A 16,643-nucleotide genomic window follows, 5' to 3' on the forward strand; every position below is an offset into this window, starting at 1 on the left:
CCTAAGGTAGGTGCCTCTTCTGTGATCGTCTACCCATTCGTGGTAGATAGCAAGTTTTATTTCTTTAGTGTATTTAGTCATGAAAATAACCCCCGAAATTAGTGTCCTAATTTCGGGGGTCATATCACTAGTTCAGTCTTTTTCTTTTGGGCAAAAAAGCCGAAAATTTTGCAGAGATAAAGGAAAACATGGTCTTTTTGGCGTAATAGTAAGTGGAGGTAAAAGAGATGAACAAAACCGAATTCTTACTGCGCCTAAAGCTGCAGAAGGGCCTCAGCTATCTCAAGATATTGCAGGTTATGCAGCAGATGCCCCCAGATGAGGACGTGGACCATGAATGGCTGAACTGCCTGGAATTGCCTGATGAAATCCTCTACCGGGTGGAGCAGGCCTTTTTAAGTGACCGTTATGAAAGTGCCATTGAGAATTTGCAAAGAAATTTCAAAATAATCAGTTTCTTTGACGATGCTTATCCAGTACGTCTAAGAGAAATTTATCGGCCGCCGATTCTGCTGTTTGCAAAAGGGGACTTGTCTTTGCTGGAAAAAGAGGTGACGGTGATCGTAGGGTCAAGAACTCCCAGCTCATATTCCGGTAAGGTGATTGAGAACCTCATGCCAGTTTTACTGAAGAAAAAGCAGGTGATCGCCAGCGGCCTGGCAAAAGGCGTCGACGCCCTGGCCCACCAGAATGCCTTGAATTTTGGCGGCAAGACCATCGCGGTCGTGGCTAATGGCCTAAACTATTTTTATCCCCGGGAAAATACCATCCTGCAGCAGCAAATTGCCTCCCGGGGCCTTCTGCTTAGCGAATACCTGCCCGACACACCGCCAAGGCCCTTCCGCTTTCCAGAGCGCAACCGGATCCTGGCCGGGATTTGCAAGAACGTGATCGTGACGGAAGCCAAAGCCCATTCTGGCTCGTTAATTACGGCAAATTTGGCCTTGCAGGAAAACCGGAATGTTTTCGCTGTCCCAGGCGCCATCACTAGCCCCCTGTCGGCGGGCACCAACCAGCTGATTTCAGCCGGGGCAACCCCGGTTATCGACAAGGAAATCGACTTGTAGAAGATTAAATTCTTGTAAAAATTGCCTGTCTGCTCCCTTAAGTTAATTTTCTTTTGGTTGACAATTCCGGAAATTATTTCTATATTGAAGAAGATTTAATTTCAAATTTAGTGAAAGGGGCATTTGATGCCTACTAAAGCAAAAGAAGACAAGAGCAAGAGCAGTAAAAAGACTACGGCTGCCAAGAAGAGCAGCCCGAAGCGGAAAAAGAGCAAGGTAAAAAAAGACCTGGTTATCGTGGAATCTCCAGCCAAGGCTCACACTATCGAGAAGTACCTGGGCCGGAAATACCACGTAATCGCCTCTAAGGGGCACATCCGGGACTTGCCAAAGTCCCAGATGGGGGTCGACATTGACCATGATTACCAGCCAAAATACATCTCCATCCGGGGCAAGGGTGACACCATCAAGGAACTGAAGTCCGAAGCCAAGAAGGCCAATAAAGTCTACCTGGCTTCCGACCCCGACCGGGAAGGGGAAGCTATCGCCTGGCACGTGGCCCATGTTTTGGGCCTGGACGAAAAAGAAACCAACCGGGTAACCTTCAACGAAGTTACCAAGGACGCGGTCAAGGATGCCTTCAACCACGCCCGGACAATCGACATGGACACGGTCAACGCCCAGCAGGCCCGCCGGGTCCTGGACCGCTTGGTCGGCTACTCTTTGTCGCCGATTCTCTGGTCCAAGGTCAAGAAGGGCCTGTCAGCCGGCCGGGTACAGTCAGTTGCCTTGAAGCTGGTTATCGACCGGGAAAAGGAAATCAAGGCCTTCAAGCCGGTCGAATACTGGACGGTTGAGGCGGAATTCGCCAAGGGCAAGGACAAGTTCCAAGCGTCCTTTTACGGCGAAGACGGCAAGAAGACGGAATTGCCAAATAATGAGGCTGTCCAGAAGCTGCTGGCCAAGTTTGACAAGAAGCAGCCGTTTACAGTCAGCAAGGTAGTCAAAAGAGAAGTCCGCCGGCAGCCAGCCGCGCCGTTTACTACTTCCACCATGCAGCAGGAAGCCAACCGGCGCTTGAACTTCCGGACTTCAAAGACCATGAACATTGCCCAGCACCTGTATGAAGGGATCAGCCTGGGCAAGGAAGGCACGGTCGGTTTGATTACCTACATGAGAACCGACTCCAAGCGGATCTCACCTGTTGCCCGCCAGGAAGCAGCCCAGTTCATCGATGAGGAATACGGCAGCGACTTCGCGGTCAAGAAGGAGCGCCATTTCAAGAACCAAGGCGACGCCCAGGACGCTCACGAAGCTGTCCGGCCGACCAGCGTCTACCGGACGCCTAAGTCCCTGGAAAAGGTTTTGACCAAGGATGAGCTCCGCCTCTACACCTTGATTTGGAGCCGTTTTGTGGCTAGTGAAATGACCCCGGCCGTCTTTGACACTGTCCGCTACGACTTGACTCAAAACGGGGTGACCTTCAGAGCCAGCGGGTCAGTCATGAAGTTCGCCGGTTACACCAAGGTCTACGACAACAGAAGCGAAAAGAACGTAGCCCTGCCAGCATTGGAAGAAGGGGACGAGGTCAAGCTGACCAAGTCAGACAACAAGCAGCACTTCACCCAGCCGCCGGCCCGCTATACTGAAGCCAGCCTGGTTCGGGCTTTGGAAGAAAACGGGGTTGGCCGGCCGTCAACTTACGCGCCGACCATCCAGAACATCCAGTCCCGGAACTATGTCAAGCTGGAAGGCCGGGCAATCATGCCAACCGAACTGGGTGAGATCGTCGACGGCCTGGTTGAGCAGTTCTTCCCGGACATCACCAGCGTTGACTACACGGCCAAGCTGGAAGATGAACTTGACGAAGTTGAAGAAGGCAAGAAGGACTGGGTCAGCGTGGTTGACCAGTACTACAAGCCATTCTCCAAGGAACTGGAGAAGGCGGACAGCGAGATCCAGAAGATCCAGATCAAGGACCAGCCAGCTGGCTTTGACTGCGAGATCTGCGGAGCGCCAATGCTAGTCAAGATGGGCCGCTATGGTAAGTTCTACGGCTGCTCCCGTTTCCCGGACTGCCGCCACACCCAGACCATCGTCAAGAAGGTCGGCGTGACCTGCCCGAAGTGCGGGGAAGGCGAAGTTCTGGAGAAGAAGTCCAAGCGGGGCCGGAAATTCTATGGCTGTTCCCGCTACCCAGACTGCGACTTCGTTTCCTGGGACAAGCCGATCAGCCGGGTCTGCCCGAACGATGGTCACTTCCTGGTCGAAAAGAAGCGCAAGGACGGGATTGTCGTCCTCTGCCCGAACGGCGACTACAAGGAAGAGCCAAGAGAAGAGCAAGGCGAATAAGTTGAAAGTTAAAGCAAAGATGTCACCAAGGCCCTTGGTGACATTTTTGTTTAGAGCGTGCGATTAGGCAGGAAAGAGCTTTTTCGGTAAAATAGCAAGTAGATAATTTTTAAGCGAAGGATTGAAACAAATGACAGAAAAAGTTACTGTAATCGGCGCCGGGTTAGCCGGCAGCGAAGCAGCTTGGCAGCTGGCTAAAAGAGGGATCAAGGTCGACTTGTACGAAATGCGGCCAAAGAAAATGACTCCGGCCCATGAAAGCGGCAATTTCGCGGAATTAGTCTGCACCAACTCCATGCGGTCCAACCAGCTCTCAAACGCCGTTGGCCTCTTGAAAGAAGAAATGCGGCAGATGGACTCCTTGATCATGCAAGCCGCTGATGCCTGCCAGGTGCCAGCCGGCGGGGCCCTGGCCGTTGACCGGGAGCTTTTCTCCAAGTACGTGACCGACAAATTAACCAGCTTGCCGGAAGTGACCATCCATGATGAAGAAATCACTGACCTGCCAAAAGAAGGCATCACTGTTATCGCGACCGGTCCTTTGACTAGCGACAGCCTGGCAGAAAAGATCCAGGACTTTGAAGGTACTGACAGCCTCCACTTCTTTGACGCGGCAGCGCCAATCATCGCGGCTGACTCTATTGATATGGACATCGTCTACAAGAAGAGCCGGTATGACCGGGGCGAGGCTGCCTACCTTAACTGCCCAATGACTAAGGAAGAATACGACCGCTTTGCTAATGCTCTGGTTCACGCGGAAACAGCAGAAATGCACGGTTTTGAAAACAGCGAAGTCTTTGAAGGCTGCATGCCGATCGAAGTCATGGCGGCCCGGGGGGCTAAGACCATGCTCTTTGGTCCATTAAAGCCAGTCGGCCTGGAGAACCCGAAGGACGGCAAGACCCCTTACGCGGTCGTCCAGCTCCGCCAGGACAACGCCGCTGCCTCCATGTACAATATCGTGGGCTTCCAGACCCACCTCAAGTACGGGGAACAAAAGCGGGTCTTCCAAATGATCCCGGGCCTGGAAAATGCCCGCTTCGTCCGCTACGGCAAGATGCACCGGAACACCTACATGGCCAGCCCGGAAGTCTTAAAGGCCAGCTATGAAGCTAAAAAGCAGCCTGGCCTCTTCTTTGCCGGCCAGATGACCGGGGTGGAAGGCTACGTGGAAAGTGCCGGCAGCGGCCTGGTCGCCGGGATTAACGCGGCCAGAGAAGCGCTGGGGCAAGAAACGGTTGAATTCCCGGTAACGACGGCTCTTGGCTCCATGGCCCACTATATTACGACCACTGATGCCAAGCATTTCCAGCCAATGAACGCCAGCTTTGCCCTGATTCCGGGCCTGGAAGGCAAGAAGATCAGAAACAAGCGTGAGCGCCACGAAAAGATCAGTGACCGGGGCCTGGCCGACCTGGCCGCCTTTAAGGCAGAGAAGCTGGCTGACTAATGACCCTTGAAGAGCAGTTTCTTTCTTACTTGAAAAATGAGCGCTCTTACAGCCCCAAGACCGTCCTGGCCTATCAGAAGGACCTGGCGGCGGCTGAAAAATTCTGGCAGGACAACGGGGGCTTTCCCGGCTGGGAGAAAATTTCCCGCCGGGACCTGGAGATTTACCTGCAGGCGCTGGGGCAAAAGCTGTCTGCTAGCACTTTGTCCCGGAAGTTATCCAGTTTAAAGTCTTTTTACCACTTTTTGACGAGGCGGGGCTGGGTTAAGGCTGACCCAACCGTAGCCATTCAGCTTAGGCGGGGGGAGAAAAAGCTGCCGGAATTTTTCTACCAGGATGAAGTCGGCCAGGTCATCAAGGCGTTAAACGATGGCAAACCGCTGACAGTCCGCAACCGGGCAATCGTAGCGCTTTTTTACGCGACCGGGATGCGGCTGAGCGAATTGACTGACTTGACGGTTAAGCAGCTTGACCTGGAAAACGGCATGATTTTGGTGCACGGCAAGGGCAACAAGGACCGTTATGTCTTTTTTGACCAGGAGACTAAAAAGTACCTGGAAGAATATCTGCAAGAGTCCCGGCCAAGCTTATTGAAGAATGAGCCAGATACTGAGGCAGTCTTTCTAAATAAGCTCGGCAGGCCAATTTCCAGCCGGGGGATTGCCAAAGCCGTCCAGCAGATTTTTCAAAAAGCCGGCTTGACGGCTGGTGCCCACCCCCATGAACTCCGCCACAGCTTTGCCACCGCCATGCTCAACAACGGGGCGGACCTTAGGAGCGTGCAGGAGCTCTTGGGCCATGAGGACTTGTCAACGACCCAGATTTACACCCACGTCAGTATGCAGCATCTCACGGCAGAATATCGCCAGCATTTTCCCCGAAAATAAGGAAAAGTGTTATTATGAAAATGGCTGGAAAGCGCCAATCATTTCTGCTTTTTAGCAAGATTTTTAAATAGCGCGATCAATAGAAAAGCAAAAAACGGAGGAAGAAAATGACAACGATTTGTTCAGTAAAATACAATGGCCAGACGGCAATTGCCGGCGACGGCCAGGTAACCCTGGGCAAGAGCATTATCGCCAAGACCACGGCCAAGAAAATCCGCCGCATTTACCACGACCAAGTGGTAATCGGTTTCGCCGGCGGGGTGGCAGATGCTGTCAGCCTGCAGGAAATGCTGGAAGGAAAGCTGGAAAGCTACAGCGGCGATTTGCGCCGGGCAGCCGTGGAAATGGCCCAGTCCTGGAGAAAAGACCCGGCCTTGCAGAAATTGGAAGCCATGGTTATTGCTTTTAACGACCAGGACCTGCTCTTGATTTCCGGCAACGGGGAAGTACTTGAGCCAGACGAAAGCGTGGTGGCCATCGGTTCCGGTGGCTACTATGCCCAGGCAGCAGCCGTGGGGATGCTGCGGCACGCCAGCGGGATGACGGCCAGTGAAATCGCCAAGGAGGCGGTCAACATTGCGGCTGACATCGATGTCTTCACCGACCACGAGATTGTTACGGATGAAATCGAGGAAAAATAGGGATGAGAGAGAAAACGCCAAAGCAGATTGTTGAGCTGCTGGACAAGTACATTGTCGGGCAAAACGAAGCCAAGAAGTCAGTGGCTATTGCCCTGTACAACCGCTACCGCCGGGCCCAGCTGCCAGAAGACGTGCAAAAGGACATTACGCCAAAGAACATCTTGATGGCCGGGCCAACCGGGGTCGGGAAGACGGAAATTGCCCGCCGCCTGGCCGATATCGTTGACGCGCCTTTCGTCAAGGTTGAAGCTACCAAGTTCACTGAAGTCGGTTACGTGGGCCGGGATGTCGAATCAATGGTCCGGGACCTGGCCAATGAAGCTGTCCGGATCGTGGAAAAAGAGGAATTTGCCAAGGTTGAAGGCCAGGCCATCCGCCAGGCCAACAAGACCCTGGTCCGCTTGCTGGTGCCGGGCGTTAAGCGCAATAACCGGCAAAACCAGATGCAGCAGATGCAGGAAATGATGCAGAGCCTGCTGGCTGGCGGCGGGATGCCGGAGGAAACAGAAGAAGTTACTGACGAGATCAGAAACCAAAGACTCAGTGTGGCTGAAAAGCTGGACCGGGGGCTTTTGGAAAACGAAGAAGTCACCATCGAAGTTGAACAAGCTCCTAAGGCCAACCCAATGGGCGACATGATGGGGCAGATGGGGATGGACATGTCCAGCATGCTAGGCGACATGCTTCCAAAGCGGAAGGTCAAGCGGACCCTGCCGGTCGGCCAGGCCAGAAAGCTTTTGGTCCAAGAAGAAGAAAAGAAGCTGGTCAACTATGACGACATCTACCAAAAGGCCATGGACCGGGCCGGGCAGAGCGGGATCATCTTCATCGACGAAATCGACAAGATTACCGTGGCTGACAAGCGCAATTCCGCCGGCGTCTCAAGAGAAGGGGTCCAAAGAGACATCCTGCCGATCGTTGAAGGTTCAACCGTAAGCACTAAGTACGGTCCTCTTTCAACCGACCACATTCTCTTCATCGCGGCCGGGGCCTTTGCCGAAAGCAAGCCAAGCGACTTGATTCCAGAACTGCAGGGCCGCTTCCCGATCAGAGTTGAGTTGGCCGGCTTGACCAAGGATGACTTCGTCAGAATCTTGAAGGACCCGCAAAACTCTCTCTTGAAGCAGTACATTGCCTTGCTGAAGGCTGACGGGGTAGACCTGGTCTTTACGGCAGAAGCAGTCGACAAGATTGCTGAAATCGCCTTTGAGGTCAACCAGGGAACGGACAATATCGGTGCCCGCCGCCTGGCAACTATCTTGGAGAAACTGCTGGAAGAAGTTCTCTATGAAGGGCCGGACATGGAAATGGGCCAGATTACTATCACCCAGGCCTATGTTGAACAGAAATTGAGCGATATCGTCAAGAACAAGGACTTGACCAAGTTCATCCTGTAAGGGACAAGTTTTTGACAAGTAGTTCTTGATGAGTGTAAAAATACATTGAGCTTAGAAAAAGAGAAAAAATAAGAGTATTAAGGGGCAAATAATGGATTATACTATCGAAAACGAGATTCTGAAGGTTACGGTATCAAGCCGTGGGGCAGAGCTGCAGAGCGTCATTGGCAAGCATATTGGAAATGAATACATCTGGCAGGCTGACCCGGAAGTCTGGGGCCGGCATGCTCCAGTCTTGTTCCCGATCGTGGGCAAGCTGAAGAATGATCAATACAGCTACCAGGGCCAGACTTATCACATGGGCCAGCACGGCTTTGCCCGCAACATGGAATTTGCCCTGGAAGAGCAGACTAAGGAAAAGCTGACCTTCCTTTTGACGGACACAGAGGAAACCAGAGCTGTCTACCCCTTCAAGTTTGAATTCCGGGTCAGCTATGAGCTTTTGAACAACATGATCAAGGAAAGCTTCCACGTCACCAACAAGGGCGAGGGGGACATGATCTTCGGCGTCGGCGGCCACCCGGGCTTTGCCCTGCCGGTTGAAGACGGGGTCAAGAAGGATGACTTCTACCTGCAGGTCAACCCGGCTAAGCCCCGGGTGCAGGTGCCGCTGGAAGGCGGCCTGCTCAACTGGGAAAAGCGGTCCCTGGCCCCAACTGAATCCCTGATCACCATTACTGACGATCTCTTTAGGGATGACGCCATGGTGCTGGTGATGCGGCATCCGGACAACAAGTTCTCCATCAAGACGGAAACCAGCCGCTTCCACATCAACGTCAGAACTGATTCAGCACCATACGTGGGCATTTGGTCCCAGTATCCAAAGACCGGCAATTACGTCTGCATCGAGCCATGGTGGGGGATTGCTGACCTTACTGACACTGACGGAGAACTGGAAGATAAGAAGGGGATGAACCGCTTGGCCAGCGGGGAAGACTTTGAAGCCAGCTTCCGCATGTCCTTCCACAGCAAGGTCCGGAGTGAATAAGAGTTAGAAAGTAAAGATCATTTTTTGCATGAGCTGCCAGATTCTGGCAGCTTTTTTTATGGAAAAAAGCTGGCCAAGCATTCTGAAAGTAGGAATAAAAAATGAAGAAGCTGTACAGCGCCCTTACGGCGGCCGCCCTGTTGCCCCGGAAGCAGAAAGCACGCAGAGCAACTGAGATTATTAAGATCATTCTTTAAATCAAGACCAAATTAGGTCTTGATTTTTTGTTTTTTAATCTGTGTTTTCCACAAACTTTTGCTATAATAGCGGTTAGTAAGCGGTTACAAGTTGTCCGATGAATTAAGTCAACATGGGGAAATAGCCAATGAGAAAAATCAAGTGTGAGCTTTGCGGGCAAAGAGATTTGTTAAAAGAAGGCAGCCGTTTTGTCTGCCAGACCTGTGGGGCAGCCTATTCAGCTGACCAGTTGCGCCGGCAATTTGACCTTGCCGGCCAGGCGGAGATTTATGCTGAAGCCAAGCAGACCTACCGGGCCAAGCGCTTCAAGCAGGCTAGGCAGCTGTATCTGGCCTTAGCGGAAGAAGGGGACCAGCAGGCGGCCTTTTACGCCAGCCTTGCTGATAGCCAGCTCGACCCGGCGGCGGACTTTGCCCCCCTTTTGAGTCAGCTGCGGACAGCTTTAGCGGCCAGCCGGGAAAAGGGCGGGGAAGGCTACTTTGCTTTTGCCAGCCGGGCCCTGGGTGAAGTGATCATTTTTGCCCTGGCAGTAGAAGAAGAATGTGAAGAAGACTTTCAAAAAAAGGCTCAGCGCCTGGAACTCAGCTCCCGGCAGACCCTGGAGAAGGCCTACCAGAAGATGCAGAAAGAAGCTGGCCGGGCCTGGCTCTTGATGAGCCAGGCAGCCCACCTCTGCGTAGAGGAGAGCGATGATTTAGCCGCAGCCAGCCCATATTTCTGGGAGCTGGTCGATGCGATTATCGATGACTTGAGCATCAACCAGAAGCGGGGAACGATTGCCTTGGGCAACGTGAAAGAAGAACGGTCTTATTTTGAAAGCTTGAAGGCTGAGAAAAAGGCCAAAAAGCTGATTAATGGTTAACTTATTAAAGTAAAACTTGGCTAAAGCAAATTTTTTGTAAAAAAAGACTTGCCAAGAGTTAAAAAGTTAAGTATGATATTACTTGGTCGGGGGATGCGAGGAGCCGTCCCTTGGTTAAATTGAAGATTGCGTTATAGCCAAGTGGTAAGGCAACGGTTTTTGGTACCGTCATGCGCTGGTTCGAATCCAGCTAACGCAATTGTGAAGAAGACACTCAGTCGGGTGTCTTTTTGTTTTTGTTTCTTTTCTTCAATTGCTTCTATATACATCTATTCTTAGCTTGATCATGCACTTGCCTTGACCAGGCAGGTGGAGAAGGCTAAACTTATTAGTTAAGTTGATTAGATTTTTTAGAAAAAAAGCTGAGGTAAAAGCGTGAACGGATTAATCAAAGCAAGCGATGTCAATCAAGCCGGCCATTTGCAGATTGCCGGGGTAGATGCCCTGGAACTGGCGGCCAAGTACCAGACTCCCCTGCAGGTATTTGACGTGGGGAGAATCCGGCAGGCGATCCGGGCCTTCAAGAGGGTCTTTGAAGAAGAAGGGGTGGACTACGAAGTCAGCTATGCCTCAAAGGCCTTTTCCTGCCTGGCTATCTACCAGGTGATCAATGAAGAAGGCGGCCACACCGACGTCGTCTCCGGCGGGGAACTCTGGACGGCCATGAAGGCAGGCTTTCCTGTGGACAAGGTTAGCTTCCACGGCAACAATAAGAGCCGGGCAGAACTGGAAATGGCTGTTGACCAGGGAGTCGGGGTCATTATTTTGGACAACTTCCATGAAATTGACCTGCTCAGCCAGATTTTGGAAGAAAAAGACGCAAGCAGCAAGGTCATGCTCCGGGTTACCCCCGGCATCAGCGCTCACACCAACGAATATATCCAGACCGGGCAGGTGGACTCCAAGTTTGGCTTTGACATGGAAAGCGGCCAGGCTGACCGGGCCCTGGAACTGGTCTTGGCCAACCCCCGGATGAAGATGGCCGGCATCCACGCCCACATTGGCTCGCAGATTTTTGATGTCCGGGGCTTCGTGGGCTGCGCCGACAAGCTCTGCCAGCTGGCTAGTGCCTGGAAAAAGAAATACGGCTATGAAACGGACATCTTGAACGTGGGGGGCGGCTTTGGCATCCACTATACTGACCAGGACCAGCCGCTGCCAGCTGAAGAATTCGTCCGGGCCATCGTCAAGGAAGTCAAGAGCAAGTGCCAGGAAAACGATTTGAAATTACCGGCCATCTGGATTGAACCGGGTCGGTCAATCGTCGGCCCTGCTGGCTGGAGTCTCTACACGGTTGGCTCAAGAAAGGACCTGCCGGGTTATCCGAGCTATGTAGCCCTTGACGGGGGGATGGGGGACAATATCCGGCCAGCCCTTTACCAGGCAGAATATTCAGCCGTTGCCGCTGACCGCCCCCAGGCAGAAGCTGAAGAAAGGGTTAACCTAGTCGGCAAGTACTGCGAAAGCGGGGACATTTTGATCAAGTCCTGTCCTTTGCCAAAAACCGAACCAGGCGATGTAGTTGCCCTCTTGAGTACCGGTGCCTATGGCTATTCCATGGCTTCAAACTACAATCGCAACCCACGTCCGGCCGTTGTTTTCGCCGAAGACGGAGTTGACCAGCTAGTGATCAAACGGGAAAGCTATGACGATTTGATTGCCAACGACTTAAAATATCAAAAATAATCCCGGGTTGTTTTTAACAAAATAAACTTTTACCTGGCATAGAATTAAGAAAATTATTTTTCATTTGAGAAAAAATGGACAAAGTTAGCTATATCAGCCGCTTTCCTTAACAAACTATGCTAAAATAGGCTTAAATGTTAAGTTGCTGTTCTTTTTGATTTGAATGAAGAGGTTTTTTCTAATGCCAAAATTAGCGCAAGATTTACTGCCGATTATCAACCACAAGCTCGACGCCGTGGTTCCTTCAGATATTCGCCGTTTTGACAAGTATGTTTCCCAGTTCGATGATGTTGTCAAGCTGACCCTAGGTGAACCGGACTTAAATACCCCGGAACACATCAAGCAGGCAGCCATCCGGGACATTGAAAAAAATGACAGCCACTACGGCCCGCAGTCAGGCAAGCCGGAACTGCTCCAGGCCATCAGCAAGTACGTTAAGGGCTTGACCGGGGTTGACTATGACCCGGCGAGTGAAATCACCGTCACGGTCGGGGCAACGGAAGCCTTGAACTGCAGCTTGTCCGCCCTTTTGAACGATGGCGACAAGGTGATCGTGCCTACTCCAGTCTGGTCCATGTACATGCAGCTGGTCTGCTTGACTGGGGCTACTCCAGTTGAAGTCGACACTTCAGACACCGGCTTTATTTTGACCCCGGAAAAGCTGGAAGAAGTCATTGAACGGGAAGGTAAGGGGGTTAAGGCTGTTATGCTGAACGACCCGACCAACCCGACCGGAGTAACCTACCCTAAGGAAGTTATCGAAGGCCTGGCTGAAGTTATCAAGAAGCACCACATGTACGCGATCAGCGATGAAATCTACTCAGAACTGATCTACGGGGATGCCAAGCACTACTCTTTGGCTACTTACATTCCAGACAGAACTATCCTTATTTCCGGTCTGTCCAAGTCCCACGCCATGACTGGCTGGCGGCTGGGCTACATCTGCGGGCCAGCTGAAATCATGGCCAGCGTCCGCAAGATGAACGACTTCTTGATCACGGTTGTGACCAACAACGTGCAAGCTGCGGCCATTGAAGCCTTGACCAACGGCCTGGATGACCCGAAGGAATTCAGGGACATCTACCAGCGCCGGGTCAACTTCATGGAAAAGGGCTTGAAGAAGCTGGGCTTTGCCATGGCTTTGCCGCGCGGGGCCTTCTACATCTTTGCCAAGATTCCTGAAAAGTACCAGGGTGACGACGTTGGCTTTGCCAGGGCTCTGGCCAAGGATGCCAGAGTCGGCGTGATCCCGGGCAGCTACTTTGGGGCTGGCGGGGCAGGATACGTGCGGATGTCCTACGCTTCTAGCGATGAAGCCCTGCAAGAGGCTCTCAAGCGGATTACCAAGTTTGTAGAAGCAGAATAAGAAATTAATGTTTATGTAAATTATGAAAGTACGGCGACCTTGATGGCTGCCGTACTTTTTCTTTACTGGTCAAAAAGTTGTGGAAATTACCATAAGGGCTGAGCCTATGTTATTATTTGAATAGTAAGCGATGCCAGGCTCAGCTGGACCTTTTAAGAAGATAATATAATCTTATATTTACATAGGATGAGGCAAATATTATCCCGGCAAGTTTTCTGAAATTTAGTGAAATGCAGTGATAATTCGCAACTTTTTAATGAGCAGCATCACGATTGACAAGTTCGGAAAAAGGATGTTTACTTTGTCTGAGATTGATAAGTAGGAAAAGCAGAATAGCGATGAGGGAAAGTACCTCTTGACGGCCCGCATGAACAGCCAGCTCAAGGGAGCAAGGAACCAGTACGTCAAGTCTGCCAAGCCGAAAAAGGCCATCTACCGGACTTTCGGTTTGCTGATCACAGCGGCGATCATTATCAGTATTTTGCTGGCGATTTTTTAAATGATCTAGGTAATAAAAAATGACAGTTTACAGCATCAACAAGGGAATCGGCAGGGCCTCCAGCGGGGTCGAATACTCCCAAGCTTACCGGAGGCGGGTCTTCCGCAAATTGGGAGTGAAGGCCAAGTTTGTTTTTACCGACTGGATCAGCTATGAAAATATTGCCCATTTGACCCGGAATCTTGGCTTCAAGGACCGGGAGATAATCTGGCTGTACACCTTTTTCACTGACTTTGAAGTCAGGGCGGGCAGCTTTACTTTAGACGACCTGGAAAAGGTTCTGCCGCCAATTCTGGAGCGTAAGCCCTTGAACAAGGCGGTCCGCTATATCTTTGCCAATGACTTTTGGGCTACAGCCTATTTGAAGGATTTGAGCTCGGGCATCGTTGACCGGGTGGAATACGTGTCCGGGGCCAATTTGGTCAGAAAGGACTATTACAGCTACGGCCGCTACTGCAGCGAGTTTTACGCTCCGGAAAGCAACCGGGCCAAGCTCTATTAGCGCCGTTTTTACAATGAAGACGGGACGGCCGTTTATGACGAAATCATCGATGGTGACCAGGAAATCTTCAAGTTTAAAGATGATATCTTGTACTCCAAACATGAGCTTTTGATCAAGATGCTGCGGGAACTGAATTTTTCCAAAAAAGACATCATCTTGATCGATCGGGCTGAAGACCAGGGCCAGGAAATTCTGGAAAACCGGGGCAAGGCCCGGGTGGGGACGATCGTCCACGCTGACCACTTCAGTGAAGCCGAGAGCAATGACGCCACCATCCTTTGGAACAATTACTATGAGTATGAGTTCGAGCATGCTGACCAGATTAACTTTTATGTGACGGCGACTGACCTGCAAAAAGAGCTGATGGAAGAGCAGTTTCTAAAGTATAAGGGCAAAAAGCCCCAGATCTACGCGATTCCAGTGGGCAGCTTAAAAGAGCTGAAGAGGCCGGACTTTGCCTCCCGCCAGCCTTTCAGTCTGGTGACGGCATCGCGGCTGGCTAGTGAAAAGCACCTGGATTGGGCTATCCGGGCAGTGGCTAAAGCTAAGAAAGCTTTGCCGGAGCTAACACTGGACATTTACGGGTCAGGTTCAGAGCGGACCATGCTGGAAGAAGTGATCAAGGAAGTGGGAGCTGAGGACTATGTCCATTTAAAGGGCCACCAGCAAATGGATGATATTTACCAGCACTACCAGGCTTATTTGACCTGCTCAACCAGTGAAGGCTTTGGCCTCACCTTGATGGAAGCAGTAGGGTCAGGCCTGGCCATGGTCGGTTTTGACGTCCGCTACGGCAACCCAGCCTTTATCGCTGACGAGGAAAACGGCCTGCTTTTGCCATATGACCGGCTGGCAACTGTGCCAGAGCATGTCAACGAAATGTCTCGGGCGATTGTCAAGATTTTCTCATCAGATTTAGCTGCCATGTCAGAGAAGTCTTATGAGATTGCCGGCAAGTATAGGGACAAGCAGGTTGCCAAATTATGGAAAAAGGCCATAGAAAGTGAGCTGCACCGTGATTAATCTTTTCTTTGACTACAATCAAAAAAGCCAGGATCTTGAGAGGTCGCTGAAATTGGCTGGTTACCAGCATCCAAGCGTGGTGATTCAAGACAACGGTTTTTTGCCAGGGGGAGTCGAATCACCCCTTAAGTATTTTTTAGGCTTGGCTGGATCTGAATTTATAGGCCGTCCCCGCTACTTTAACGAAATTGATCTGCCGGAATTCTGGGAAATCAAGGCTGACTCGCAAGGTGGAGAAGTCCTCGACCATGGACAAAAGCGGGCTAATATCCGCTATTGGAAAAACAACCGCCGCCGGCAGGTCGGCCAGGTTGAATGGCTGGATATGGCTGGCCGGATCCGGGTGATTGACCACTACAACCAGTGGGGCTGGAAGTACGCGGTGACCAGCTGCGATAACAGGGGCCGGCAGGCCATGACCAGCTATTTTGCTTCTAACGGCCAGGAAGTTTTGATCCAGAACCATTTGACCGGGGATTACACCTACAATCTGCCGGATGGGGGAATCTACAACTTCAAGAACATCAACCAGCTGACGGCATATTATCTGGAAGAAGCCGATTTTGACCTGGATGAAGTCATCCTTAATTCCCTGGGTAACTGCCTCTTCACCTTGATCCAGTTAAAGAAAAAGCCGTCCCGCAACCTGCTTTTCTGGCAGGAAATCAGCCAAGGGAGCGTTCCTGAAAACATGCTTTACCTTTTGGAAGATAACCTGCCAGGCGGCCGGGTAATTGTCCAAGACAGGGCCGAATATGAAAAGATCACCGGCCAGCTGGACCGGCAAGTGGCTGAAAAAGTTAAGTACTTGGGGATGGTTTACCCGTTCAAGCGGGAAAACCAGTCCAGAAAACGGGCCTTGATCTTGACCAATTCTGACCAGATCGAGTGCCTCAAGCAGCTGGTTGAAGGCTTGCCGGACTGGCACTTTGACATCGCTGACGTGACAGAAATGTCCGGCCGGATGATGAATTTTGGTCATTACGAGAACGTGGCCCTGTACCCAGTTGCCAGGAACAAGGATGTTGCCCGTCTGCTGGAAGAAGACGACCTTTACTTGGATATCAACTACGCCAACGAAATTCTCCAGGCTGGCCGGCAAGCTTTTGAAAACCGGCTCTTGATTTTGACCTTCAGAGATACCCTGCATTCGCCGGAATACGTGGCGGCGGAGAATATTTTCACGGCCAGGAATGCGGCAGGGATGATTGACGCTATTAACAAATTGGCTGATCCTAAAGAATATGCCCGCCTGCTTAGTCTGCAAGAAGACCATGCCGGGTCTGAAAAGACAGAGCATTTCCGGGAACTTTTGGCAAAGAGCCTGCAAGAATAATGTTTTAAGTCCGCTGAAAAAGCGGACTTTTTTGATAGCGCTAAAAAGCCTGAAATAATAGTACTTTTGCGAACATCTATGACTATTTGTTCTAGTGGTCGTGTTATAACTAAAAAATAAAAGCCCATTTTTAACTTTTTTGCCGGAGGGGCAGATTTAAAGACGGGCTAGCTATAATAGGCGACTGACCGGCTTTTTACACGATAGGGTAGGAGAAGCAATAATACTTTAAATACAGTAAAATATACATAATTAGCTTATTACTTACGTAAGAACTTATAAGCAACTATTTAAATGCGAGCATTGGGAGTTGATGAAAGATGTCGAAATCCAAGAAAAATAAGAGAGAAAAGAGAAAGGTCGAACTCTCTGCCAAGGAAGCCATCAAGAAAGAGGAGAAGGACAGCGGCTGCCAATGCCTCGATTGACAACAAGGCCTTTGGGATCAC

At 51.1% G+C, this 16,643-nt stretch carries 12 protein-coding genes, 1 tRNA gene and 1 pseudogene; all 14 read left to right on the forward strand.

The genetic code is table 11. The features are described 5' to 3' along the window. The first annotated feature begins 227 nt into the window (after positions 1 to 227). The 14 genes and pseudogenes from dprA (at position 228) to gtfB (ending at position 16,194) form a co-directional block, all read left to right on the forward strand. Entirely contained in the window at positions 228 to 1,067 is an 840-nt protein-coding gene (gene dprA / locus Q0J41_RS04245) for a DNA-processing protein DprA (protein WP_296226513.1), read from the forward strand. A gap of 126 nt (positions 1,068 to 1,193) precedes the next feature. After that, a complete protein-coding gene (topA, locus tag Q0J41_RS04250) occupies positions 1,194 to 3,359 on the forward strand; it encodes a type I DNA topoisomerase (RefSeq protein ID WP_296226515.1) in 2,166 nt (721 codons plus the stop codon). Between the two features lie 130 nt (positions 3,360 to 3,489). Next, positions 3,490 to 4,809, forward strand: a complete 1,320-nt coding sequence (gene trmFO, locus Q0J41_RS04255) for a methylenetetrahydrofolate--tRNA-(uracil(54)-C(5))-methyltransferase (FADH(2)-oxidizing) TrmFO (protein WP_296226517.1) — start codon at positions 3,490 to 3,492, stop codon at positions 4,807 to 4,809. After that, complete coding sequence (gene xerC, locus Q0J41_RS04260) at positions 4,809 to 5,696, forward strand: tyrosine recombinase XerC (protein WP_296226518.1); 888 nt, start codon at positions 4,809 to 4,811, stop codon at positions 5,694 to 5,696. The genes trmFO and xerC overlap by 1 nt, the downstream gene beginning before the upstream one ends. A 107-nt stretch (positions 5,697 to 5,803) precedes the next feature. Beyond that, positions 5,804 to 6,337 carry an ATP-dependent protease subunit HslV gene (gene hslV / locus Q0J41_RS04265; protein ID WP_003618695.1) on the forward strand — a complete coding sequence of 178 codons (534 nt, stop codon included), beginning with the start codon at positions 5,804 to 5,806 and terminating at the stop codon, positions 6,335 to 6,337. 2 nt (positions 6,338 to 6,339) lie between these two features. Further along, entirely contained in the window at positions 6,340 to 7,734 is a 1,395-nt protein-coding gene (gene hslU / locus Q0J41_RS04270; protein WP_296226527.1) for an ATP-dependent protease ATPase subunit HslU, read from the forward strand. A gap of 91 nt (positions 7,735 to 7,825) precedes the next feature. Then, positions 7,826 to 8,722 carry an aldose 1-epimerase family protein gene (locus Q0J41_RS04275; RefSeq protein WP_296226528.1) on the forward strand — a complete coding sequence of 299 codons (897 nt, stop codon included), beginning with the start codon at positions 7,826 to 7,828 and terminating at the stop codon, positions 8,720 to 8,722. Positions 8,723 to 9,047: 325 nt separating this feature from the next. Further along, positions 9,048 to 9,782, forward strand: a complete 735-nt coding sequence (locus Q0J41_RS04280; protein ID WP_296226529.1) for a hypothetical protein — start codon at positions 9,048 to 9,050, stop codon at positions 9,780 to 9,782. 127 nt (positions 9,783 to 9,909) lie between these two features. Further along, a tRNA-Gln gene (locus Q0J41_RS04285) sits at positions 9,910 to 9,981 on the forward strand. A gap of 176 nt (positions 9,982 to 10,157) precedes the next feature. Further along, the gene (gene lysA / locus Q0J41_RS04290) at positions 10,158 to 11,468 is read left to right on the forward strand and encodes a diaminopimelate decarboxylase (protein WP_296226531.1); all 1,311 of its coding nucleotides are present in this window, start codon (positions 10,158 to 10,160) and stop codon (positions 11,466 to 11,468) included. Between the two features lie 181 nt (positions 11,469 to 11,649). Next, positions 11,650 to 12,834, forward strand: a complete 1,185-nt coding sequence (locus tag Q0J41_RS04295; protein WP_296226534.1) for an aminotransferase class I/II-fold pyridoxal phosphate-dependent enzyme — start codon at positions 11,650 to 11,652, stop codon at positions 12,832 to 12,834. Positions 12,835 to 13,201: 367 nt separating this feature from the next. Further along, complete coding sequence (locus Q0J41_RS04300; protein WP_296226535.1) at positions 13,202 to 13,333, forward strand: hypothetical protein; 132 nt, start codon at positions 13,202 to 13,204, stop codon at positions 13,331 to 13,333. A 19-nt stretch (positions 13,334 to 13,352) separates the two neighbouring features. Then, a pseudogene (gtfA, locus tag Q0J41_RS04305) lies at positions 13,353 to 14,858 on the forward strand (accessory Sec system glycosyltransferase GtfA). Next, positions 14,851 to 16,194: an accessory Sec system glycosylation chaperone GtfB gene (gtfB, locus tag Q0J41_RS04310; protein ID WP_296226537.1), complete on the forward strand. Its 1,344-nt coding sequence runs from the start codon at positions 14,851 to 14,853 to the stop codon at positions 16,192 to 16,194. Before gtfA ends, gtfB begins: the two are co-directional and overlap by 8 nt. The last annotated feature ends 449 nt before the right edge of the window (positions 16,195 to 16,643 follow it).

It is taken from the genome of uncultured Lactobacillus sp. (assembly GCF_944327175.1).
Classification (GTDB): domain Bacteria; phylum Bacillota; class Bacilli; order Lactobacillales; family Lactobacillaceae; genus Lactobacillus.